Here is a 23,356-nt window from a genome sequence, read left to right as displayed (position 1 = left end):
GGATGGCATGAATGGCCGCTTATGATCTTCACGGTCTTTGGGCAGTGCGTGGCAGGCGGGTTTATCGTCCTTGCGCTGGCGCTGTTAAAAGGGAACCTCAATGCTGAACAGCAGCAGCGTTTAGTGTTGAGCATGTTTGGCCTGTGGGTGTTGATGGGGATTGGGTTTATCGCCTCTACGCTGCACCTGGGCTCACCGATGCGCGCGTTTAACTCCCTGAACCGCGTAGGTGCCTCTTCGCTGAGTAACGAGATTGCCAGCGGCGCAATCTTCTTTGCAGTTGGCGGGCTGGGGTGGTTACTGGCAGCGCTGAAAAAGCTGCCGTCAGGGTTACGTGCGTTGTGGCTCATCGTCACCATGGTACTGGGCGTTGTCTTCGTCTGGATGATGGTCCGGGTGTACAACACCATCGATACCGTTCCGACCTGGTACAGCGTCTGGACGCCGATGAGCTTCTTCCTGACCATGTTTATTGGCGGGCCGCTGCTGGGTTATCTGCTTCTGCGTGTAGCTGGCATTAATGGTTGGGCGATGCGCCTGCTGCCCGCGGTCTCGCTGCTGGCACTGGTCATCAGTACCGTTGTAGCGCTTATGCAGGGAGCGGAGCTGGCGACGATTCACAGCTCTATCCAACAGGCTTCGGCGCTGGTACCGGATTACGGTTCTCTGATGGCCTGGCGTGTGGTGCTGCTGACGGCGGCGCTGGTGTGCTGGATTGCCCCTCAGCTTAAAGGTTACGCGCCTGCGCTACCGTTGCTGTCACTGGCCTTTGTGCTGGTGCTGGCAGGGGAGTTAATTGGTCGCGGCGTATTTTACGGTCTGCATATGACGGTCGGTATGGCTGTCGCCAGCTAATTTTAGATTTTGTTATAAAAAGCCGGGACATAGTGCCCGGCTTTTCTTGTTTCATTCATGAAATTTTTCGACTGATGTTTCGTTGTAAAAATTCCCGGAAATAAATAAAAACAAATAGATAATTAATATTGGTAGCAGGCTTTGCATTAGCAGGATGAGTTTTTTAAATCGACAAGGCGCATATCGTGCGTGACGCCTGAATCGGTGGATTGACTTTGTTTTTGCCAGTGGCATGATGCGCACGAAATCTGAACTTCCTCACGGTTTTTAATCCATGACCACCTATACCCGCCCGGTGCTTTTGTTGCTCTGTGGCCTGCTTTTGCTGACCCTGGCGATCGCGGTGTTGAACACACTCGTCCCGCTATGGCTCGCCCATGAAAACTTACCAACCTGGCAGGTGGGTATGGTTAGCTCGTCCTTTTTTACGGGCAATCTGCTGGGCACCTTATTAACGGGCAGCCTTATTAAGCGCTTTGGTTTTAACCGCAGCTATTATCTGGCGTCGCTGATCTTTGCCGTCGGATGCGCCGGTTTAGGACTGATGGTCGGCTTCTGGAGCTGGATGGTCTGGCGCTTTATTGCGGGCGTTGGCTGCGCCATGATCTGGGTGGTGGTTGAAAGTGCGCTGATGTGCAGCGGCACGTCCCGTAATCGCGGGCGTCTGCTGGCGGCTTATATGATGGTTTACTACGTCGGGACCGTTCTGGGACAACTGATGGTCAGCAAATTCCCAACCGACCTGATGAGCGTTCTGCCATGGGTAACAGGGATGGTGCTGGCCGCAATTCTGCCGCTGCTCTTTACCCGTATCGTGAACCAGAGCAGTGAGCATCAGGAGGCCACGCACGTCTGGCCGATGCTGAGACTGCGTCAGGCGCGCCTGGGGATTAACGGCTGCATTATCTCCGGGATTGTGCTGGGCTCGCTCTATGGCCTGATGCCGCTCTATCTCAACCATCAGGGTGTCAGTGATTCCGGGATCGGTTTCTGGATGGCGGTGATGGTCAGCGCGGGGATTGTCGGCCAGTGGCCGATTGGCCGCCTGGCGGACCGCTTTGGTCGTCTGCTGGTGCTGCGCGTCCAGGTTTTCGTGGTCATCATGGGCTGTCTCGCCATGCTCAGCAACGCCGCGATGGCGCCTGCGCTGTTCATTCTGGGGGCTGCGGGTTTTACGCTCTATCCGGTCGCGATGGCCTGGGCCTGTGAGAAAGTTGAGCATCACCAGCTGGTGGCGATGAACCAGGCATTGTTGCTGAGTTACACCATCGGCAGTTTACTGGGGCCGACTTTTACCGCTATGCTCATGCAAAATTACTCTGATAATCTGCTGTTTATCATGATCGCCAGCGTATCGTTTATTTATCTGTTAATGCTGCTGCGCAAAGCGGGCGAGCACCCAACGCCAGTGGCACATGCCTGATTAAATAAAAGCCTGTCGATGACAGGCTTTTTTGTCCCTGTCACATATAAGACTTTTACTTATTGTGAGTTTTTACTGCCTGGCGATAATTCAAATGAGTTCTACCACTAAAAGGCAGCAATCATGTCTACTCGTCGTTTTTCCACTACCGCACTTGCCGTAGTGTTGGCTTTAACGTTTGCAACGGCTCCGGCCATGGCTAATCCTGGAAACGGGAATGGCGGTGGTCACGGAAACGGTGGCGGACAAGGTAATAGCGGCAATCATGGTAACGGGAACGCTGGTAACCATGGTAATAAGCACAATAACGGCCAGGATAATCCAGGGAAATCGGATAAGAGCTTTAAAAACAGCAACGATGTTGGTCATGATGTTGACGTCCGCGTGAGCTTCGATCATGCCCGCCATCTGGCACTGAATTACGGCTTAACGGGCTACGACTCTCTGCCTCCGGGTATTGCGAAAAACCTGGCGCGCGGTAAGCCACTGCCTCCGGGCATTGCGAAGAAAACCGTGCCAGCCGATATGCTGGGTCAGCTTCCTTCTTATCCGGGCTATGAATGGCGCGTGGTGGGTGACGACCTGGTCTTAATTGCGCTGAGTACCGCGATTGTGACTTCCGTGATTAACGGCGTCTTTAAATAGAATATAAAAAGGCCCGGTTTTCACCGGGCCTTTTCGTTAATACATGACCTTGTGGCCATACTGCTCAAGAATACCTTTGACGCGCTCCATCGTCTCTTTTTTCGGCGGCTTCACGCCATCGAGCTTGTACTCTTCACCCATTGCCACCCATTTGTGTTTACCCAGCTCGTGATAGGGCAGGAGTTCAATTTTCTCCACGTTACCCATATCCCGGGTAAATTCGCCCAGACGATGTGCAGAATCATCATCATCTGACCAGCCCGGTACCACCACGTAGCGGATCCAGGTCTTGACGCCTTTGTTGGCAATGTATTTGGCAAATTCCAGCGTACGGTGGTTTGAGACGCCAACCAGATTCTGGTGGATCTCATCGTTCATCTGCTTGAGATCGAGCATCACCAGATCGGTTACTTCTAGCAGTTCATCAATAACCGGATCGTAACGGCGCACAAAGCCGTTGGTGTCGAGGCAGGTATGAATACCTTCTTTATGGCAGGCGCGGAACCAGTCGCGCACAAATTCAGCCTGAAGAATGGCTTCACCGCCGGATGCCGTCACGCCACCACCGGACGCGTTCATGAAGTGGCGATAGGTCACCACCTCTTTCATCAGATCCTCAACGGTGACTTCTTTACCGCCATGGGTGTCCCAGGTGTCACGGTTATGGCAGTACAGGCAGCGCATCAGGCAGCCCTGGAAGAAAGTGATAAAGCGGATCCCCGGGCCATCGACGGTGCCACAGGATTCAAAGGAGTGAATGCGACCAATAATTGACATTGCGGTGATATCTCCGAATTTGGCCCATCCGGGGGCCTATGTAGATGCACAGCTCAAAGGCTATGTCGAGTCTGTTTTGGCTGTGATCCATTAAGTATAGATAGCGGACAAAAGAGACTGATGAAGCGAGGGTGTTAAAAAGGCCCCACTTGCGTGGAGCCTTTATTGTACGCTTTTTAACGCGTGATTTCAGTCAATTCCACTTACATGGACTGAGTGAAAGTACGGGTGATAACGTCCTGCTGCTGTTCTTTCGTCAGGGAGTTAAAACGTACTGCGTAGCCAGATACGCGGATGGTCAGCTGAGGATACTTCTCAGGATGTTCCATCGCGTCGAGCAGCATTTCACGGTTCATCACGTTCACGTTCAGGTGCTGACCACCTTCGATGGACGCTTCGTGGTGGAAGTAACCATCCATCAGACCCGCGAGGTTAGTTTTACGCACTTCGTCGTCTTTACCCAGCGCGTTTGGCACGATAGAGAAGGTGTAAGAGATACCATCTTTCGCGTATGCAAACGGCAGTTTAGCAACGGAGGTCAGAGATGCAACCGCACCTTTCTGGTCACGACCGTGCATTGGGTTAGCACCTGGGCCGAATGGCGCGCCAGCACGACGACCGTCTGGGGTGTTACCGGTTTTCTTACCATACACAACGTTAGAGGTAATGGTCAGAACAGACTGAGTCGGGATAGCGTTACGATAGGTAGTGAGTTTCTGAATTTTCTTCATGAAACGTTCTACCAGGTCAACCGCCATGTCATCAACGCGAGCGTCGTTGTTACCAAACTGCGGATATTCGCCTTCGATTTCGAAGTCGATAGCCAGACCATCTTCGTCACGAATTGGCTTAACTTTCGCATATTTGATTGCAGACAGGGAGTCAGCCGCAACGGACAGACCTGCGATACCACACGCCATGGTGCGAACGACGTCACGGTCGTGCAGCGCCATCAGAGAGGCTTCGTAGCTGTACTTGTCGTGCATGTAGTGGATGACGTTCAGCGCAGTGACATACTGCTTAGCCAGCCAGTCCATGAAGTGATCCATGCGCTCCATCACTTCGTCGAAGTTCAGAAGGTCGCCTTTGATCGGTTCAGACTTAGGACCAACCTGCATTTTCAGTTTTTCGTCAACGCCGCCGTTGATTGCGTACAGCATGGTTTTCGCCAGGTTTGCACGCGCACCGAAGAACTGCATTTGCTTACCAACAACCATTGGGCTTACGCAGCACGCGATAGCGTAGTCGTCGTTGTTGAAGTCCGGACGCATCAGGTCATCGTTCTCGTATTGCAGAGAAGAGGTGTCGATGGACACTTTAGCGGCGAATTTCTTGAAGTTCAGTGGCAGTTTTTCAGACCACAGAACGGTGATGTTCGGCTCCGGAGAAGGACCCATGGTGTACAGGGTGTTCAGGAAGCGGAAGCTGTTTTTGGTTACCAGCGTACGGCCATCTACGCCCATACCGCCGATAGATTCGGTTGCCCAGATTGGGTCACCAGAGAACAGCTCATCATATTCTGGAGTACGCAGGAAGCGAACCATACGCAGTTTCATGACCAGATGGTCAATCATTTCCTGAGCGTCTTGCTCGGTGATTTTGCCTGCTTTGATATCGCGTTCGATATACGCATCCAGGAAGGTGGATACGCGGCCGAAGGACATTGCTGCACCGTTCTGAGACTTAACCGCGGCCAGGTAGCCGAAGTAGGTCCACTGAATAGCTTCCTGAGCGTTGGTTGCAGGACCAGAGATATCACAGCCGTATTTAGCCGCCATCTCTTTGATCTGACCCAGCGCACGGTGCTGTTCAGCAATCTCTTCACGCAGACGGATAGTCGCTTCCAGGTTTACGCCGTTTTCCAGGTCAGACTGGAGAGAGACGAACTGCGCGTATTTGTCTTTCATCAGGAAGTCGATACCGTACAGCGCAACGCGACGGTAGTCACCGATGATACGGCCACGGCCATAGGCATCTGGCAGACCGGTCAGAACGCCAGATTTACGGCAGTTCAGAATGTCTTTGGTGTAAACATCGAATACACCCTGGTTATGGGTTTTACGGTATTCGGTGAAGATTTTTTTCAGCATTGGGTCCAGCTCGCGGTTATACGCTTTGCAGGAACCTTCAACCATTTTAATGCCACCGAACGGGATGATTGCGCGTTTCAGTGGTGCTTCAGTCTGGAGACCAACGATTTTCTCAAGGGCTTTGTTGATGTAGCCAGCATCGTGAGAAGTGATGGTAGAAGCAACGGAGGTGTCAAAATCAACTGGCGCGTGAGTGCGGTTTTCCAGTTTAACGCCTTCCATTACGCTGTCCCACAGCTTGGTGGTTGCATCAGTCGCACCAGCCAGGAAGGATTCGTCACCTTCATACGGGGTATAGTTTTTCTGAATGAAGTCACGGACGTTGACTTCATTCTGCCAGTCACCTTTCGTAAAACCTTCCCAGGCTGTGGCTAACTTTTCATTAAGCTCGGACATGTAACACCTACCTTCTTAAGTGGATTTTTTATTTACTGCCTGAGACAACCATTAATGATGATCGCCGCCACGCAGGTAAATGACCCAGTATGTCAACCCAACTAACAGACCCCCACCGATAATGTTCCCGATAGTGACGGGGATCAGGTTATCAGTAATGAAATTCATAATAGTCAGGTGTGAAAAACTTTCCGGGGTTGAACCAACAGCAGTCCAGAACTCCGGGCTTGCAAAGTTGCGGATAACAATCCCCATCGGGATCATGAACATATTCGCAATACTGTGCTCAAAGCCGCTGGCAACAAACATCGCAACCGGCAGAACCATAATCATGGCTTTATCCATCAGGCTACGACCAGAGTAGCTCATCCAGACCGCCAGGCAGACCATCAGGTTTGCAAGGATGCCGAGAGCAACGGCTTCGATAAATGTATGGTGCATTTTGTGGTCGGCGGTTTGCAGGACGTTAAGCCCCCAGCCGCCGTTGGCGGTCATGTACTCGCCAGAAAGCCACATCAACAGAACAAAGAGCAGACAGCCAATCAGGTTGCCAACGTAGACGTTGAGCCAGTTGCGCCCCAGTTGACCCCAGGTAATTCTTCCGCTGGCTTTTGCCACAACAATCAGCACCGTTGAGGTGAAGAGGTCGGCGCCGCAGATGACGCAGAGGATCAGGCCCAGTGAGAAGCAAATACCACCAATCAGTTTCGCTATGCCGAAAGGCATCCCGGCAGTGCCGGTGGTGGCTGTGATATAGAAGACGAAAGCGATGGAGATGAACACCCCAGCCGTAATGGCCAGAAAGAACGTCGTCATCGGATGTTTCGTTGCTTTGTAGACACCCGCTTCTTCGGCAACTTTCGCCATCGCAGCGGGGAGTAATAGATCAAAAGGGTTGTCAGCTTTCACACTAACTCTCTCTTTATTAAGTCGGCGACGAGATACTAACAAAGCATTATAGAAGAGAAATTGATATAGATCATATCTCGCCTGGCTTATAGGCCCGCAGTGTGTATGTTTTTACAGCAAAAGCGGAGTAAGTATTTGATTATCCGTATAAAAATAAATTTTAAAAGTTATGAAAAGAGTTGAATTTTTTCCTTCAGCCTCCCGTGGAACAGTTAATTAAAATGGAGTATTTATTAGAATTAGTAACAGTAAAGCCCAGGTAAGCGTTTTTATATTTACCCGTGGTTAACTTAATTATTACAATTAAACGTCATTGCGGAAAAATAAAAAAAAGGGCAATGAAATTGCCCCGTAATATAGCTCAGGCGATTGAATACGCCTACAGCCATTAATGTTATATGCGCTTATTTTGACCAGTAAGCGGCTTTAGCCTTCTGCAATTTTTCATACGCATTCAGCAGCGACTGATGCGCCGGGAAGGCTTTCAGATCGCTGTCAACCGCTTGCAGGCCATAGAACGGTTCTTCACCGCTCAGCGCAGCGCTGGCAGCTTCAACGGCATCTGCACCGTACATGCGGACGAAGGCGTTCAGATACTGCAATGGCTCGCGGTCGTCTTCCTGAGAAAGCAGGAGCAGCGTTTGCAGGCAACGGTAATAGTTAGTGCGCTCGGCGGAGAAGACGGACTGGTTAAACTCCATCGTCCACTCGGTCCAGGCCAAAGCCTGATCCAGATCGCCGCCCGCCAGCGCCAGCATCGCTTTTAGCTCGCCGATGCGCAGCGTGTACCAGCCGTTATCTTTTCCGGTTGCCAGACCCAGCAGTTCGCGTACGCGGGTGAAATCATCGTGTCCTTCTTCGTCCAGTTGGGCGATCAGGTTCAGATAATCTTCTTTATCCCACTCGCTGCCCGGCAGGGCCAGCAGGGTTTCACGCAGATGCGCGCCCATGCTGTTGTTCGCCAGCCACAGATCTTCTGCCGGATAGATGTCCGACATACCCGGCACAATAATACGGCACGCATAAACGCCGAGGTGTTCATAGTCGGCAATATAGACTTCCTGATCTTCCGCGTTGAAGATCGCCATCAGGGTGGCGAACTCTTCTTCCGTCGTACCGGCAAAGCTCCAGTCCACGAACGGATAGTCCGCGTCCTGTTTGAACATATCCCAGGAGATCAAACCGCTGGAGTCGATGAAGTGCGTTTCGAGGTTGGTGTGCTCGGCGACTTCTTCGTCATCAAAGGTTGGCGGGGTGAATACGTCGAGATCTTTCAGGCTACGACCTTGCAGCAGTTCGGTCACGGTACGCTCCAGCGCCACGCCGAAGTCCGGGTGCGCGCCGAAAGAGGCGAAGCAGGTGCCATTTGCCGGGTTGAACAGTACCACGCAGATAACCGGATATTTGCCGCCCAGAGAGCCGTCATAAGCAAAGATTGGGAAACCTTCCGCTTCCAGTTTGGCGATGGATTCCACCACGCCCGGGTAGCGCGCCAACACGTCAGCCGGGATCTCCGGCAGGCTGATGGATTCAGCAATAATACGGTTTTTGATGTGACGCTCGAAAACTTCAGACAACCCCTGTACACGCGCTTCGTTACGGGTGTTACCGGCAGACATACCGTTAGACACATACAGATTGCCAACGATGTTCATTGGAATGTAAACGGTCTGCTCGTCAGACTGACGGGTGAACGGCAGGGCGCAGATACCACGATCCTCATTGCCGGATTGCAGGTCGATCAGCATGCTGGCGGTCAGTTCGTTTTCCGGATCGTAGAACGCGCGCAGGCGGGCATCGAGAATGCCTTCCGGCAGTTCGTCGTCTTCGGGTAGCGGGAACCATTTTTCGTTCGGGTAGTGAACGAACGGGCCGTTGGCAATCGTTTCACCCAGCCAGAAGTCGGCGAAGAAATAGTTGGTGGACAGACGCTCAAAATACTCACCCAGCGCAGAGGCCAGTGCCGCTTTTTTGGTCGCGCCTTTGCCGTTGGTGAAGCACAGCGCACAGTCTTTGTCGCGAATATGCACGGACCAGACGTGAGGCACCGGATTCAGCCAGGAGGCTTCTTCGATATTAAAGCCCAGGTCGGTCAGTTTCTGCTGGAAGCGAGCGATGGAATCTTCCAGAGCGGCGTCTTTGCCGGGGATAAACGTTTGAGTCATGGCGTTCACTTTTATCGTACGTAAAGCGCGCAATGATACGGGTTTTGCGTGACGGGTGCTATCTCCGGCGAAAATAAATGGCTGGGCTATGCTTATAAGCAGTAACCTACTGTTAAGGCATAAAAAAATGAAAGCATTTGATCTCCAGCGGATGGCGTTTGATAAAGTCCCACCTGAGTTTTTAGGCGAAGTGGCGTTGCGTAGCCTGTACACCTTTGTACTCGTCTTCCTGTTCCTGAAAATCACCGGACGTCGCGGCGTGCGGCAGATGTCACTGTTTGAAGTGCTGATTATCCTGACGCTGGGTTCGGCGGCAGGGGACGTTGCCTTTTATGACGATGTGCCGATGGTGCCGGTTTTTATCGTCTTCGTGACGCTTGCGCTGCTGTACCGGCTGGTCATGTGGCTGATGTCGAAAAGTGAAAAACTGGAAGATCTGTTCGAAGGAAAACCGGTGGTGATTGTCGAAGATGGTCAACTTGCCTGGGAGAATGTGCAAAGCGCCAATATGACGGAGTTTGAGTTCTTTATGGAGCTACGTATAAGCAGCGTTGAACAGCTGGGGCAGGTGCGTCTGGCGATTATGGAAACGAACGGTCAAATCAGCGTTTATTACTATCCTGACGATGAGGTCAAGCCCGGCCTGTGCATACTGCCGGATATGCTTATCGAGCGATACAAAACCGTCCCTGATGCGGGCCAGTATGCCTGCATAAAATGCAGCCACGTGGTGGTCATGCAGGCGGGCGATCATCAATTATGCCCTCGCTGTACAAATCCAGAATGGACGAAGGTTAGCCGGGCTAAACGCATTACCTGACAGCGATATTGTCGGTTTTGCGACAACGGTACGGCAGATTGTTTTGTGTGACGAGGGGCACATTTCTTCGGCCATAAGTTTTAGACATTGCGGCGCGTGTCACTGAGTGATAAAACCGATATCCACAGTTATAACTTATGGCTTTTAGCGTGGTGAGGGGAAATGGCTCAAGTCTTTAATTTCAGTTCAGGTCCGGCAATGTTACCGGCAGACGTGCTCAAACAGGCTCAACAGGAGCTGTGTGACTGGAACGGTCTGGGTACGTCGGTGATGGAAGTCAGCCACCGGGGTAAAGCGTTTATTCAGGTGGCGGAAGAGGCAGAAAAGGATTTTCGCGATCTGCTGAACATTCCCTCGAACTACAAAGTATTGTTCTGTCACGGCGGTGGACGCGGTCAGTTTGCGGGTATTCCGCTCAATCTGCTGGGCGACAAATCCACCGCTGATTACGTTGATGCCGGCTACTGGGCGGCCAGTGCGGTAAAAGAAGCGCACAAATATTGCACGCCGAACGTTATCGATGCCAAAGTGACCGTTGACGGTATGCGCGCCGTGAAGCCGATGAGTGAGTGGCAGCTTTCTGACAACGCCGCGTATCTTCATTACTGCCCGAACGAAACCATCGACGGTATCGCTATTCACGAAGAGCCAGACTTTGGCGAAAATGTCATTGTGACGGCGGACTTCTCCTCCACCATTCTGTCCACGCCGCTGGACGTCAGCCGCTACGGCGTCATCTACGCGGGTGCCCAGAAAAACATCGGTCCTGCGGGTCTGACTATCGTTATCGTGCGTGAAGACCTGCTGGGGAAAGCCCATAAGTCTTGCCCGTCAATTCTGGATTACACCGTCCTGAACGACAACGATTCCATGTTCAACACTCCACCAACGTTCGCCTGGTATCTCTCCGGCCTGGTCTTCAAATGGCTGAAGCAAAAAGGCGGCGTGGCGCAGATGGACAAGATCAATCAGCAAAAAGCTGAACTGCTGTACGGCGTGATCGACAAGAGCGATTTCTACCGTAACGATGTCGCCAAAACTAACCGTTCGCGCATGAACGTGCCGTTCCAGCTGGCGGACAACAACCTGGATAACGTGTTCCTGGAAGAGTCCTTCGCGGCGGGTCTGCATGCGCTGAAAGGTCACCGTGTGGTAGGCGGTATGCGTGCCTCTATCTATAACGCGATGCCGCTGGAAGGCGTTAAAGCCCTGACTGATTTCATGATCGACTTCGAACGTCGTCACGGTTAATTGGCTGTTTTTCACCCCCGCAGCGTTCCTGCGGGGTTTTTATTATGTTGAGTTGAGAGTTAAGTTTCATGGAATCCCTGACGTTACAACCTATCGCGCGGGTAGATGGCACCATTAATCTGCCTGGTTCAAAAAGTGTCTCGAACCGCGCTCTGCTGCTGGCAGCTCTGGCAAACGGCACCACCGTCCTTTCCAACCTGCTGGACAGCGATGACGTGCGCCATATGCTCAATGCACTGAAAGCGTTGGGCGTTCAGTATGCGCTGTCAGACGATCGTACCCGTTGTGAAGTCACCGGTAACGGCGGCGCATTACATTCCGCTGAAGCGCTGGAGCTTTTCCTGGGTAACGCCGGTACGGCGATGCGTCCTCTGGCCGCTGCGCTGTGTCTTGGGAGCAACGATATTGTGCTGACCGGCGAGCCGCGCATGAAAGAGCGTCCGATCGGCCACCTGGTCGATGCCCTGCGTCAGGGCGGCGCGCAGATTGATTATCTTGAGCAAGAAAATTACCCGCCACTGCGTCTGCGCGGTGGTTTCACTGGCAGTAACGTTGAGGTTGATGGTAGCGTCTCCAGCCAGTTCCTGACGGCACTGCTGATGACCGCACCGCTGGCTCCAAATGATACCGTGATTAGCATTAAAGGCGATCTGGTCTCTAAGCCGTACATTGATATCACACTGCACCTGATGAAAACCTTCGGCGTTGAGGTGGAAAACCAGTCTTATCAGCGCTTCGTGGTGCGCGGGGCACAGCAGTACCAGTCTCCGGGCAACTACCTGGTTGAAGGGGATGCGTCATCCGCGTCCTACTTCCTGGCCGCGGGTGCGATTAAAGGCGGTACGGTAAAAGTGACGGGTATTGGTCGCAACAGCGTGCAGGGCGATATCCGTTTTGCCGACGTGCTGGAAAAAATGGGCGCGGTTGTGACCTGGGGCGATGACTTCATCTCCTGTACGCACGGTGAGCTGAACGCCATCGACATGGACATGAACCATATTCCTGACGCGGCAATGACCATCGCCACCGCTGCGCTGTTTGCGAAAGGCACCACCACGCTGCGTAACATCTATAACTGGCGCGTAAAAGAGACTGACCGCCTGTTCGCAATGGCAACCGAGCTGCGTAAAGTGGGGGCGGTGGTAGAAGAGGGCGAAGACTACATTCGCGTCACGCCGCCGGCAAAACTGCAATTTGCAGAAATTGGCACCTACAACGATCACCGCATGGCGATGTGTTTCTCGCTGGTGGCGCTGTCAGATACGCCAGTCACCATCCTTGACCCAAAGTGCACGGCGAAAACCTTCCCGGACTACTTCGAACAGCTGGCGCGCATTAGCACCCTGGCCTGACGATCGTATGCCGCATCTCCTGATGCGGCATTTCCTTACGCTTTCTGACAGTCATCCTCTTTCATTTCTTCTACACTCTGCTTCAATCATTCCGTAATTTGCACGCAAAGGTAACAGTTGCGCACGTTGGCGCGTATAATGCGCGGCGTTCATGTAAACGGTATGCCTTAATTAAGGAGAAAAAGATGACGGCAATTGCCCCGGTAATCACCATTGATGGGCCAAGTGGCGCAGGGAAAGGTACTCTGTGCAAAGCGATGGCGGAAGCATTGCAATGGCATCTTTTAGATTCGGGAGCAATCTATCGCGTGCTGGCGCTGGCTGCGCTGCATCATCATGTAGATGTTGCGTCTGAAGAAGCGCTGGTACCGCTGGCTGCACATCTGGATGTGCGCTTTGTCTCTACTGATGGCAACCTTGAAGTGATCCTGGAAGGGGAAGATGTCAGCGGTGAAATCCGTACGCAGGAAGTGGCCAATGCGGCCTCTCAGGTGGCGGCTTTCCCACGCGTTCGTGAAGCGCTGTTACGTCGCCAGCGCGGTTTCCGCGAAGCGCCGGGGCTGATCGCCGACGGCCGCGACATGGGAACCGTGGTATTCCCTGATGCGCCAGTGAAAATTTTCCTTGACGCTTCTTCGGAAGAACGTGCTCAACGCCGCATGCTTCAGTTGCAGGAAAAGGGGTTTAGTGTTAACTTTGATCGCCTTTTATCCGAGATAAAAGAGCGCGATGACCGCGATCGTAACCGCGCCGTCGCACCACTTGTTCCCGCGCAAGACGCATTAGTGCTGGATTCAACCAGTTTAACTATTGAGCAAGTGATTGAAAAAGCGCTACAATATGCGCGCCAAAAACTGGCACTCGCGTAATCGCGACCGATTTAGCAGTACCCCCGCTGCAATGGATTGACGGCGGGTATGTGAAACAACCCCATCCGGCACGGAGCCAGGTGGACGTTAATATTAACCTGAAGATTAAACATGACTGAATCTTTTGCTCAACTGTTTGAAGAATCCTTAAAAGAAATCGAAACCCGTCCGGGTTCCATCGTTCGCGGTGTTGTTGTTGCTATCGACAAAGACGTAGTACTGGTTGACGCCGGTCTGAAATCTGAGTCCGCCATCCCGGCTGAGCAGTTCAAAAACGCCCAGGGCGAGCTGGAAATCCAGGTAGGTGACGAAGTTGACGTTGCTCTGGACGCAGTAGAAGACGGCTTCGGCGAAACCCTGCTGTCTCGTGAGAAAGCTAAACGTCACGAAGCATGGATCACGCTGGAAAAAGCTTACGAAGAAGCTGAAACTGTGGTCGGTGTTATCAACGGCAAAGTTAAAGGTGGCTTCACTGTTGAGCTGAATGGTATTCGTGCGTTCCTGCCAGGTTCTCTGGTAGACGTTCGTCCAGTCCGTGACACCCTGCACCTCGAAGGCAAAGAGCTTGAGTTCAAAGTAATCAAGCTGGACCAGAAGCGTAACAACGTTGTTGTTTCCCGTCGTGCCGTTATCGAATCCGAAAACAGCGCAGAACGCGATCAGCTGCTGGAAAACCTGCAGGAAGGCATGGAAGTCAAAGGTATCGTTAAGAACCTCACTGACTACGGCGCATTCGTTGACCTGGGCGGCGTTGATGGCCTGCTGCACATCACCGACATGGCGTGGAAACGCGTTAAGCACCCAAGCGAAATCGTGAACGTGGGCGACGAAATCACTGTTAAAGTGCTGAAGTTCGACCGCGAGCGTACTCGTGTATCCCTCGGCCTGAAACAGCTGGGCGAAGATCCATGGGTAGCTATCGCTAAGCGTTACCCAGAAGGTACTAAACTGACTGGTCGCGTTACCAACCTGACCGACTACGGCTGCTTCGTTGAAATCGAAGAAGGCGTTGAAGGCCTGGTGCACGTTTCCGAAATGGACTGGACCAACAAAAACATCCACCCATCCAAAGTTGTTAACGTTGGTGATGTAGTGGAAGTGATGGTTCTGGATATCGACGAAGAACGTCGTCGTATCTCCCTGGGCCTGAAGCAGTGCAAAAACAACCCATGGCAGCAGTTCGCGGAAACCCACAACAAGGGCGACCGTGTTGAAGGTAAAATCAAGTCTATCACTGACTTCGGTATCTTCATCGGCCTGGACGGCGGCATCGATGGCCTGGTTCACCTGTCTGACATCTCCTGGAACGTTGCAGGCGAAGAAGCAGTTCGTGAATACAAAAAAGGCGACGAAATCGCAGCAGTTGTTCTGCAGGTTGACGCAGAGCGTGAACGTATCTCCCTGGGCGTTAAACAGCTCGCAGAAGATCCGTTCAACAACTGGGTTGCACTGAACAAGAAAGGCGCAATCGTAAACGGTAAAGTGACTGCTGTTGACGCTAAAGGCGCAACCGTAGAACTGGCTGACGGCGTTGAAGGTTACCTGCGCGCTTCCGAAGCTTCACGTGACCGCGTTGAAGATGCAACTCTGGTTCTGAGCGTTGGTGACGACGTTGAAGCTAAGTTCACCGGTGTTGACCGTAAGAACCGTGCAATCAGCCTGTCTGTTCGTGCTAAAGACGAAGCTGATGAGAAAGATGCAATCGCAACTGTGAACAAACAGGAAGATGCAAACTTCTCTAACAACGCAATGGCTGAAGCTTTCAAAGCAGCTAAAGGCGAGTAAGTTCAGGTTCGCACCATCATTTGAGCTGTAACGCATTTACAGCGCGAAGGATGGAGAGCAGACTTGACAGATTGCAGGATTCGTCCTGTAATCAATAACAAAGGGCGGCTACGGCCGCCCTTGTTTAATAAGCTGTTCAGCTAATGGGTTTGAAAGGAACCGGAGGAATCATGACCAAGTCAGAATTGATTGAAAGACTTGCCAGTCAGCAACCGCATATCCCTGCCAAGGCTGTGGAAGATGCCGTTAAAGAGATGCTGGAGCATATGGCTACCACTCTTGCCCAGGGCGAGCGCATTGAAATCCGCGGTTTCGGTAGTTTTTCCCTGCACTATCGTGCACCACGTACCGGGCGTAACCCGAAGACTGGCGATAAAGTGGAGCTGGAAGGAAAGTATGTTCCGCACTTTAAGCCGGGTAAAGAACTGCGCGATCGCGCCAATATTTACGGTAACTGAGTTTAATCATCAGGGTTAAACTCAGTTTAAAGAAAGCACCTTAGGGTGCTTTTTTTGTATCCCGCCCCTGCATTTCTGAATACGCGCCGCATTCTCATTTTCTCCTTGCTGTAAACGCTTAATAACGTTGCAGCGCCCGCTGTAAATCACGCCTTTTCTGTCTGACGACGCATCACTCCCGCCGCATAATCGCCTGAAACATGGAGGTGAAGATGGGGATCCACGTTATCAGTATGTGCGCCATTCTGGCCATAATCCCGCTCTATTGGTTACCCGTTTTGCCAGACTTGCATATTGTCTGGTTGCTGATTGCCGCAGGAATTGCGTTATCCGTACAGAAGAGAAAATGGCTCAGGTTTTCAGGCCTCGCATTGCTTTTTATGTGCTGGGGGATCCTGGCCGCTCAGGAAAGCGTGTGGCCGATGAACCATTTAACGAAAGTTCCGCAGCAGGCCGAGGTGGTCATTACCGCAACGGACGGCGCAACGATGCATCAGGGAAGGATTATCAGCCTCAATGGAGAACGCGTGTGGGCTGCCATGGGCGTGTCACTCTACGGCAACTACCTGCCTCAAAATGTCTGCGTGGGTCAACGCTGGGCGATGACACTGCGGCTCAGGGCAGTACACGGAGAGCTCAACGATGGCGGCTATGATTCGCAGAAAAACGCCTTTGCCCGACACCAGACGCTGAGCGGACGGTTTACCCATGCGGAGATTGTCGACGCACGCTGTAGCCTGCGTTCGCAATACCTGACATCACTACAGAATACGCTTTCAGCATATCAGTGGGGGCCCGTGATCCTGGGGCTGGGGATGGGGGAGCGGTTGTCGGTCTCGCGGGAGATAAAAAACCTGATGCGTGAGACCGGAACGATGCATCTGATGGCAATCTCGGGATTGCATATTGCGCTGGCAGCTTCTGCTGTCTGGCTACTGGCTCGGGGCATCCAGTTTTTCCTGCCGGGCCGCTGGATTATCTGGCAAGTGCCCTTACTGGCAGGTCTGCTTTTTGCCGCGTTTTACGCATGGCTAACGGGCTTGCAGCCGCCTGCGCTGCGTACGGTTATGGCGCTTGTGGTGCTGGCCGCATTAAAAATGGGCGGTCGTCAGTGGTCGCCCTGGCAGGTATGGCTTACCTGCGTGGCGGCGATCCTGTTTTTCGATCCGCTGGCGGTACTGTCACAAAGCCTGGCGTTATCCGCGTTTGCGGTCGCCGCGCTTATTTTTTGGTATCAGTGGTTGCCTCTCCCGCACTGGCAACGTGGCCGGTGCCTGCGGCCGCTGGTTACGCTGTTGTATTTGCAGGTTGGAATGCTGCTGCTTCTGATGCCGCTTCAGGTACTGATTTTCCATGGTTTCAGTCTCTCCTCGCTGGTGGCGAATCTGTTTGCTGTTCCTCTGGTAACGTTTATCTCAGTTCCAATGATCCTGCTCGGCATGTTTCTGCATCTGTTTCCGGTGGCGACGCTGGAAAGTATCGTCTGGCTGGCTGCCGATAAGTCTCTGGCAGGACTTTTCTGGCTATTGATGCGTTTACCGAATGGCTGGCAGGACGTGGATGAACGCTGGCAATACCTGACGTTACTGCCGTGGCTGCTGATCATTGGCTGGCGATTCAGGGCCTTCAGCGCAGTACCCGCAGTCTGTCTGGCAGGCAGCGTGGTGATGGCATTTCCCCTCTGGCACAGGATTAAAACTGACAGCTGGTCGCTGCATATGCTGGATGTAGGGCAAGGGCTGGCGATGGTCATTGAGCGTCACGGGAAGGCCATTCTGTATGACACCGGGCTGGCATGGCCCGGTGGGGACAGCGCGCAGCAGCTGATTATTCCCTGGCTACGCTGGCATCATCTTAGGCCGGAAGGGGTGATCCTGAGCCATGAACATCTCGACCACGCGGGGGGACTGGCATCGCTAAAAGCTGCCTGGCCTGCAATGTGGATCAGAAGCCCCTTAGCCTGGGCCGGACATCTTCCATGCTTTCGTGGACAGCGATGGCAGTGGCATGGGTTAACGTTCTCCGTGCATTGGCCACCCGAAAACACCCCGGCGAAAGGTAACAACCGCTCCTGCGTGGTAAAAATCGATGACGGCGAACAGAGCGTTTTACTGACCGGAGATATTGAAGCGCAGGCAGAACTGGCAATGTTGAGCCACCGCTGGCGTCAACTTGCGGCTACACTGATTCAGGTGCCGCATCATGGGAGTAACACGTCATCTTCAACACCGCTGCTACAGCGCGTGGAGGGGCAGGTTTCGCTGGCCTCGATGGCCCGCTATAACGCGTGGCGTTTCCCTTCCATCAAAGTAGTCAGGCGCTATCGAACTGAGGGATATCTCTGGCTTGATACCCCGCAGTCCGGACAGATAACTGTGACGTTTTCGCACCAAAGTCGGCAAATTCGCCGCTTACGTGAACACTATTTACCGCGTTGGTATCATCAGTGGTTTGGCGCGCCCGTAGATAACGGGTAGAATATGCGGCTATTTCAACAAATGCTGGTTTTTTGAATGCATAACGACAAAGATCTCTCCACGTGGCAAACGTTCCGCCGGCTCTGGCCGATGATTGCACCTTTCAAAGCAGGCTTGATCGTGGCGGGCGTAGCGTTAATCCTCAACGCAGCCAGCGATACGTTTATGTTATCGCTTCTCAAACCGTTACTGGATGACGGTTTTGGTAAAACGGATCGTTCAGTGCTGCTATGGATGCCGCTGGTGGTTATTGGGCTGATGATCTTACGCGGAATCTCCAGCTATGTATCCAGCTACTGCATCTCCTGGGTATCCGGTAAAGTGGTGATGACCATGCGCCGTCGGTTATTCAGCCATATGATGGGGATGCCAGTCTCATTCTTTGACAAACAGTCAACCGGTACCCTGCTGTCGCGTATTACCTACGATTCAGAGCAGGTGGCGTCGTCCTCTTCCAGCGCACTGATTACCGTTGTGCGTGAAGGCGCATCCATCATCGGTCTTTTTGCGATGATGTTCTATTACAGCTGGCAACTGTCGCTGATCCTTATTGTGCTGGCGCCGATTGTCTCCATCGCGATCCGCGTGGTATCAAAGCGTTTTCGCAACATCAGTAAAAATATGCAGAATACGATGGGGCAGGTGACTACCAGCGCCGAGCAGATGCTGAAAGGCCATAAGGAAGTGTTGATCTTCGGCGGTCAGGAAGTCGAAACCAAACGCTTTGACAAGGTCAGCAACAGAATGCGCCTGCAAGGGATGAAAATGGTATCGGCCTCGTCGATTTCCGATCCGATCATTCAGCTGATTGCCTCTTTGGCCCTGGCCTTCGTCCTGTATGCAGCAAGCTTCCCGAGCGTCATGGAAACCCTGACTGCGGGTACCATTACCGTGGTGTTCTCATCCATGATTGCGCTGATGCGTCCGCTGAAATCGCTGACTAACGTCAACGCCCAGTTCCAGCGCGGGATGGCAGCCTGTCAGACGCTGTTCAGCATCCTCGATTCCGAACAGGAAAAAGATGAAGGTACACGCGTGATCGAGCGCGCTAAAGGTGACCTGGAATTCCGCAACGTGACCTTTACCTATCCAGGCCGTGAAGTGCCGGCGCTGCGTGATATCAGCCTGTCCATCCCGGCGGGTAAGACCGTTGCACTGGTCGGTCGTTCCGGTTCGGGCAAGTCGACTATTGCCAGCCTGATTACCCGTTTCTACGATATCGACCAGGGCGAAATCCTGCTTGATGGTCACGACCTGCGGGAATATACCCTACAGTCGTTGCGTAACCAGGTCGCGCTGGTTTCGCAGAACGTGCATCTGTTCAACGATACGGTGGCGAACAACATTGCGTATGCCCGTACCGAAGAGTACAGCCGTGAAGAGATCGAGAATGCGGCGCGTATGGCCTATGCGATGGACTTCATTAACAAAATGGATAACGGTCTGGATACGATCATTGGCGAAAACGGGGTGCTGCTCTCCGGTGGTCAGCGTCAACGTATCGCGATTGCCCGAGCGCTGCTGCGCAACAGCCCGATTCTGATCCTCGATGAAGCAACGTCCGCACTGGATACGGAATCTGAACGCGCTATCCAGTCGGCTCTGGATGAATTACAGAAAAACCGTACCTCGCTGGTTATCGCGCACCGTCTGTCGACCATCGAACAGGCTGACGAAATCGTGGTGGTGGAAGACGGCGTTATCGTTGAACGCGGCAGCCATGCGGACCTGCTGGAACAACGTGGTGTATACGCGCAGCTTCATAAAATGCAGTTCGGTCAATGATTGCACGCATCTGGTCGGGTGAATCCCCTCTGTGGGTGCTGCTTCTCCCGCTCTCCTGGCTGTATGGCCTGGTGAGCGGTGCTATTCGTCTGCTTTATCGCCTCGGTATCAAGCGCGCCTGGCGCGCACCGGTACCGGTAGTGGTGGTCGGCAACCTGACGGCGGGTGGAAACGGCAAAACGCCGGTGGTGATCTGGCTGGTAGAACAGCTCCAGAAGCGCGGTATCCGCCCGGGAGTTGTCTCACGCGGTTACGGTGGTGAAGCGGCGCAGTATCCACTGGTGCTGAGCCCAGCTACGACAACCGCTGAAGCCGGTGATGAGCCGGTACTGATTTACCAACGTACTGGCGCGCCGGTTGCGGTATCGCCGGTGCGCAGTGATGCCGTAAAGGCACTGCTTGCAGAGCATGGCGTACAAATCATAATTACCGATGATGGTTTGCAGCATTACGCGCTGGCGCGTGACAAAGAGATCGTGGTTATTGACGGCGTGCGGCGTTTTGGCAACGGCTGGTGGCTTCCAGCCGGTCCAATGCGTGAGCGTGCGTCGCGCCTGAAGAGCGTCGATACTGTGATTGTAAACGGTGGTGAAGCCAGAGCGGGTGAGATCCCGATGCATCTTCGTCCCGGACAGGCCGTGAATATGTTGACCGGCGAGCGCAAAGACGTCGCGCAACTGGAACATCTGGTTGCGATGGCCGGTATAGGTCATCCGCCGCGTTTCTTCGCAACGCTGGAGCAGTGCGGCGCAAAGCTTGATAAACGGGTGCCGCTCGCCGATCACCAGGCGTTAGTTGCCGAAGAGGTTGAAAGGCTGGCCGCACCGGGCCAGACGCTGATCATGACGGAAAAAGACGCGGTAAAATGCCGGGCCTTTGCGAAAGAAAACTGGTGGTATCTGCCGGTTGATGCTGAACTCAGCGGCGAACAGCCGGAACATTTGCTCAAGGAACTGCTCGCGTTAGTGCAGTAACTTCTACGTGGTTCCGGTAGCGCTTTGACTGACAGGAAAACGCATGTCTCTACCGCAACTCTCACTTGCAGCCGCACGCAACCTGCATCTTGCCGCCCAGGGGCTTCTGAAGAAGTCCCGCCGCCGCGCGCAGCCAACTGATATCCTCTCTACCGTGCAACGCATGTCGTTGCTGCAAATCGACACCATTAACATCGTGGCGCGTAGCCCGTATCTGGTCCTGTTTAGCCGCCTGGGAAACTATCCTCCGCAGTGGCTGGATAATGCGCTAAGTCAGGGCGAACTGATGGAATACTGGGCGCATGAAGCCTGTTTTCTCCCGCGCAGCGATTTTGCACTGGTGCGTCACCGCATGCTCGCCCCGGACAAAATGGGCTGGAAATACCGTCAGGAGTGGATGGTGGAACACGCGGATGAAATAGAACAACTGATTGCCCATATTCAGGAAAACGGTCCGGTGCGCTCCGCGGATTTTGAACACCCGCGAAAAGGCGCAAGCGGATGGTGGGAGTGGAAACCGCACAAACGCCATCTTGAAGGGCTGTTTACGTCGGGCAAAGTGATGGTGGTCGAGCGCCGCAACTTTCAGCGCGTTTATGACCTCACGCACCGCGTTATGCCTCACTGGGACGATACGCGTGACCTGCTGTCTCAGGACGCAGCCGAAGCCATCATGCTCGGGAACAGCGCCCGCAGCCTGGGCATATTCCGCCCACAGTGGCTGGCGGATTATTATCGCCTGCGTCAGCCGCAGCTAAAACCGCTGCTGGAAACGTGGCAGCGTGAACAGCGCGTGATGCCGGTCTCGGTTGAGTCGTTAGGTGAAATGTGGCTGCATGCGGATTTGTTCCCTCTGCTGGCGCAGGCGCAAGAGGGCAAACTCCAGGCGACCCACAGTGCCGTGCTCTCGCCATTCGACCCCGTAGTCTGGGACAGAAAGCGGGCCGAACAGCTGTTTGATTTCAGCTACCGTCTGGAATGCTACACCCCGGCGCAAAAGCGTCAGTACGGTTATTTTGTTTTGCCGTTGCTTCATAAAGGGCAGCTTGTCGGGCGCATGGACGCTAAAATGCACCGTAAAACCGGCACTCTTGAAATTATCGCGCTCTGGCTGGAAGAGGGCATAAAAGTCACGGCTGGCCTGGAAAAAGGGCTAACGTCTGCGCTCAGTGAATTTGCGCGCTGGCAGGGGGCGTATGAAATTGTACTCGGTCGCGTGCCTGCGGGGCTGTTTACGACCTGTCGAGGTGGCTGGGAAACAGGCACTCCCTGAAAAAAGAATGTGGTAAGCTTTAGCAATTACCCATACGGAGGAACTATGGATCACCGTTTACTTGAAATTATTGCCTGCCCGGTGTGCAACGGCAAACTGTATTACAGCCAGGATAAACAAGAGCTGATTTGCAAACTGGACAGCCTGGCGTTCCCGCTGCGTGACGGTATTCCGGTCCTGCTGGAAAATGAAGCCCGTTCCCTGGTGGCAGAAGAGATCAAACCATGAGTTTTGTTGTCATTATCCCTGCGCGTTATGCTTCAACGCGCCTGCCAGGTAAACCGCTGGTGGATATCAACGGTAAACCGATGATTGTGCATGTCCTTGAACGGGCACGCGAATCGGGCGCCGGACGCGTCATCGTCGCCACCGATCACCCGGATGTCGCGCGAGCGGTTGAGGCCGCGGGTGGGGAAGTGTGCATGACCCGTGCCGACCACCAGTCAGGCACCGAGCGCCTGGCGGAAGTCGTCGAAAAATGCGGTTTCAGTGACGAGACGGTGATTGTGAACGTGCAGGGCGATGAGCCGATGATCCCGGCGGCTATTATCCGTCAGGTGGCCGACAACCTGGCCCAGCGTAAGGTTGGCATGGCGACCCTCGCGGTGCCGATTCACCACGCTGAAGAGGCGTTCAATCCGAATGCGGTGAAAGTGGTCATGGACGCAGAGGGCTACGCGCTCTATTTCTCCCGCGCCACCATTCCGTGGGATCGCGATCGTTTCGCGCAATCGAAAGAGACGATCGGCGAAACCTTCCTGCGCCACATCGGTATTTACGGCTACCGCGCCGGCTTTATTCGTCGCTATGTCGCCTGGGCACCAAGCCCGCTTGAGCATATCGAAATGCTCGAACAGCTTCGCGTACTGTGGTACGGCGAGAAAATTCACGTTGCGGTTGCCCAGGAAGTCCCTGGCACCGGCGTGGATACGCCTGAAGATCTTGAGCGCGTACGCGTCGAATTGCGTTAATTCGCTGCCATCCCCTCGTTCTGGGGGGATGTTCTCTTCCTTTTCTTTTTCATTATTGATCTCGACCGGGTGACATCCGGG

General features: G+C 53.5%; 19 protein-coding genes. 15 read left to right on the top strand and 4 right to left on the bottom strand.

Annotation, left to right across the window (positions count from 1 at the left end; all coding sequences use genetic code 11):
- The 3 genes from IPZ49_RS11255 to IPZ49_RS11245 form a co-directional block, all read left to right on the top strand.
- A partial coding sequence (locus tag IPZ49_RS11255) for a dimethyl sulfoxide reductase anchor subunit family protein (RefSeq protein WP_193762842.1) occupies window positions 1–855 on the top strand: 855 nt, incomplete at its 5' end.
- Window positions 856–1,129: 274 nt separating this feature from the next.
- Complete coding sequence (locus IPZ49_RS11250) at window positions 1,130–2,278, top strand: MFS transporter (protein WP_022647622.1); 1,149 nt, start codon at window positions 1,130–1,132, stop codon at window positions 2,276–2,278.
- Window positions 2,279–2,401: 123 nt separating this feature from the next.
- Window positions 2,402–2,923, top strand: a complete 522-nt coding sequence (locus IPZ49_RS11245) for an anti-virulence regulator CigR family protein (protein WP_032624534.1) — start codon at window positions 2,402–2,404, stop codon at window positions 2,921–2,923.
- 36 nt (window positions 2,924–2,959) lie between these two features.
- Here IPZ49_RS11245 and pflA read toward each other — a convergent pair whose 3' ends face one another.
- The 4 genes from pflA to ycaO all read right to left on the bottom strand — a co-directional run bounded on the left by pflA (window position 2,960) and on the right by ycaO (window position 9,260).
- Window positions 2,960–3,700 carry a pyruvate formate lyase 1-activating protein gene (gene pflA / locus IPZ49_RS11240; protein ID WP_003858250.1) on the bottom strand — a complete coding sequence of 247 codons (741 nt, stop codon included), beginning with the start codon at window positions 3,698–3,700 and terminating at the stop codon, window positions 2,960–2,962.
- Window positions 3,701–3,903: 203 nt separating this feature from the next.
- Entirely contained in the window at window positions 3,904–6,186 is a 2,283-nt protein-coding gene (gene pflB, locus IPZ49_RS11235; RefSeq protein WP_022647624.1) for a formate C-acetyltransferase, read from the bottom strand.
- A 51-nt stretch (window positions 6,187–6,237) separates the two neighbouring features.
- The gene (focA, locus tag IPZ49_RS11230; RefSeq protein WP_017384832.1) at window positions 6,238–7,095 is read right to left on the bottom strand and encodes a formate transporter FocA; all 858 of its coding nucleotides are present in this window, start codon (window positions 7,093–7,095) and stop codon (window positions 6,238–6,240) included.
- Window positions 7,096–7,499: 404 nt separating this feature from the next.
- On the bottom strand, window positions 7,500–9,260 hold the full coding sequence (gene ycaO, locus IPZ49_RS11225; RefSeq protein ID WP_022647625.1) for a 30S ribosomal protein S12 methylthiotransferase accessory factor YcaO: 1,761 nt from the start codon (window positions 9,258–9,260) through the stop codon (window positions 7,500–7,502).
- A 127-nt stretch (window positions 9,261–9,387) separates the two neighbouring features.
- On the opposite strand from ycaO, the gene IPZ49_RS11220 reads away from it, so the two are divergent.
- The 12 genes from IPZ49_RS11220 to kdsB all read left to right on the top strand — a co-directional run bounded on the left by IPZ49_RS11220 (window position 9,388) and on the right by kdsB (window position 23,275).
- Entirely contained in the window at window positions 9,388–10,080 is a 693-nt protein-coding gene (locus tag IPZ49_RS11220) for a DUF421 domain-containing protein (protein ID WP_023299721.1), read from the top strand.
- Window positions 10,081–10,242: 162 nt separating this feature from the next.
- Window positions 10,243–11,331, top strand: a complete 1,089-nt coding sequence (gene serC, locus IPZ49_RS11215; RefSeq protein WP_022647627.1) for a 3-phosphoserine/phosphohydroxythreonine transaminase — start codon at window positions 10,243–10,245, stop codon at window positions 11,329–11,331.
- 68 nt (window positions 11,332–11,399) lie between these two features.
- Window positions 11,400–12,683, top strand: a complete 1,284-nt coding sequence (gene aroA / locus IPZ49_RS11210; protein WP_063146153.1) for a 3-phosphoshikimate 1-carboxyvinyltransferase — start codon at window positions 11,400–11,402, stop codon at window positions 12,681–12,683.
- 185 nt (window positions 12,684–12,868) lie between these two features.
- Window positions 12,869–13,552 carry a (d)CMP kinase gene (cmk, locus tag IPZ49_RS11205; protein ID WP_015570968.1) on the top strand — a complete coding sequence of 228 codons (684 nt, stop codon included), beginning with the start codon at window positions 12,869–12,871 and terminating at the stop codon, window positions 13,550–13,552.
- Between the two features lie 111 nt (window positions 13,553–13,663).
- The gene (gene rpsA / locus IPZ49_RS11200; RefSeq protein WP_003858235.1) at window positions 13,664–15,337 is read left to right on the top strand and encodes a 30S ribosomal protein S1; all 1,674 of its coding nucleotides are present in this window, start codon (window positions 13,664–13,666) and stop codon (window positions 15,335–15,337) included.
- Between the two features lie 170 nt (window positions 15,338–15,507).
- The gene (gene ihfB / locus IPZ49_RS11195) at window positions 15,508–15,795 is read left to right on the top strand and encodes an integration host factor subunit beta (RefSeq protein WP_003858233.1); all 288 of its coding nucleotides are present in this window, start codon (window positions 15,508–15,510) and stop codon (window positions 15,793–15,795) included.
- 212 nt (window positions 15,796–16,007) lie between these two features.
- Window positions 16,008–18,272, top strand: coding sequence for a ComEC family protein (locus IPZ49_RS11190; RefSeq protein WP_063146152.1), 2,265 nt, complete (start codon window positions 16,008–16,010; stop codon window positions 18,270–18,272).
- A 36-nt stretch (window positions 18,273–18,308) separates the two neighbouring features.
- Window positions 18,309–20,057 carry a lipid A ABC transporter ATP-binding protein/permease MsbA gene (msbA, locus tag IPZ49_RS11185; RefSeq protein WP_003858227.1) on the top strand — a complete coding sequence of 583 codons (1,749 nt, stop codon included), beginning with the start codon at window positions 18,309–18,311 and terminating at the stop codon, window positions 20,055–20,057.
- The gene (gene lpxK, locus IPZ49_RS11180) at window positions 20,054–21,031 is read left to right on the top strand and encodes a tetraacyldisaccharide 4'-kinase (protein WP_063146151.1); all 978 of its coding nucleotides are present in this window, start codon (window positions 20,054–20,056) and stop codon (window positions 21,029–21,031) included. The genes msbA and lpxK overlap by 4 nt, the downstream gene beginning before the upstream one ends.
- Window positions 21,032–21,074: 43 nt before the next feature.
- On the top strand, window positions 21,075–22,304 hold the full coding sequence (locus IPZ49_RS11175; RefSeq protein ID WP_063146150.1) for a winged helix-turn-helix domain-containing protein: 1,230 nt from the start codon (window positions 21,075–21,077) through the stop codon (window positions 22,302–22,304).
- Window positions 22,305–22,349: 45 nt separating this feature from the next.
- Entirely contained in the window at window positions 22,350–22,532 is a 183-nt protein-coding gene (gene ycaR, locus IPZ49_RS11170) for a protein YcaR (protein ID WP_003858220.1), read from the top strand.
- A complete protein-coding gene (kdsB, locus tag IPZ49_RS11165; RefSeq protein WP_022647632.1) occupies window positions 22,529–23,275 on the top strand; it encodes a 3-deoxy-manno-octulosonate cytidylyltransferase in 747 nt (248 codons plus the stop codon). The genes ycaR and kdsB overlap by 4 nt, the downstream gene beginning before the upstream one ends.
- The last annotated feature ends 81 nt before the right edge of the window (window positions 23,276–23,356 follow it).

Origin of the sequence: Enterobacter cloacae complex sp. S2 (assembly GCF_015159675.1) — a bacterium.
In the GTDB taxonomy this organism is placed as follows: Bacteria; Pseudomonadota; Gammaproteobacteria; order Enterobacterales; family Enterobacteriaceae; genus Enterobacter; species Enterobacter intestinihominis.
The sequence above is the reverse complement of the archived record's forward strand: the minus strand, read 5'-3'. Positions and strand labels throughout refer to the sequence as shown.